Below are 851 nucleotides of genomic sequence, written 5' to 3'. Positions count from 1 at the left end.
GCCTCTGGCTGATGATGCAGAGCCGGATCACCCCAAGGTGCAGGAACTGCGTGAGTTGATGATGTGGTCCGAAGGTCAGGTCTGGTGCTCACCAGAGCGCCACGGCTCCATGACCGGCATCATGAAAACCATGATTGACTGGGTGCCTCTCTCCGTCGGCGCAGTCCGCCCAACTCAGGGCAAAACACTCGCTCTGATGCAAGTCAGCGGCGGCTCCCAAAGCTTCAACGCCGTCAACCAGATGCGCGTACTCGGCCGCTGGATGCGCATGGTCACCATTCCAAACCAGTCCTCCATCCCCAAAGCGTTTCTGGAGTTCGACGAAACCGACCGCATGAAGCCGTCCTCTCTCTACGACCGCGTGGTGGATGTGATGGAAGAACTCATGAAGTTCACCCACCTCACCCGCGGCCACTCCGACTACCTGACCGACCGCTACTCCGAACGCAAAGAAACCGCAGCAGAACTCTCTGCAAGAGTGAATACGAAGTAAGACTGGCACACCTCACGGCAAGGGGCTCAGCTCTCAGCCGGCAAGCCATCACATCATAAGCGCGCTACAACACAAAAACCTCAGCGTGCTTATGGTCTTCGAGGAACAACACCGGGTAAACCGCTTGCTCATCAATAAACTGATCAACCGACACATCCTATTCCAACCACCATCAAACACTCCCCCTCAAACCACCGCCCGCTAAAACTGACAAGTCTCAACCATGCATTAAACACCTGCTGCCATACACAGCAGTGGGATTGGAACAAACAGAGGCAAGCTTCATGGATTACATACTGGGTGTTGATGGCGGCGGCTCCAGTTGTCGTGCTGCAATCGCAACGGCAGATGGACGTTT

The 851-nt window shown here is 55.5% G+C and carries 1 protein-coding gene; it reads left to right on the top strand.

Annotation, left to right across the window (positions count from 1 at the left end; all coding sequences use genetic code 11):
• Window positions 1–493 (top strand): arsenical resistance protein ArsH (gene arsH, locus PPL9_RS34500; RefSeq protein ID WP_244273488.1); only part of this gene is annotated, 493 nt, incomplete at its 5' end.
• Window positions 494–851: the final 358 nt, after the last annotated feature.

The organism is Pseudovibrio sp. POLY-S9 (genome assembly GCF_001431305.1).
In the GTDB taxonomy this organism is placed as follows: Bacteria; Pseudomonadota; Alphaproteobacteria; order Rhizobiales; family Stappiaceae; genus Pseudovibrio.
The sequence above is the reverse complement of the archived record's forward strand: the minus strand, read 5'-3'. Positions and strand labels throughout refer to the sequence as shown.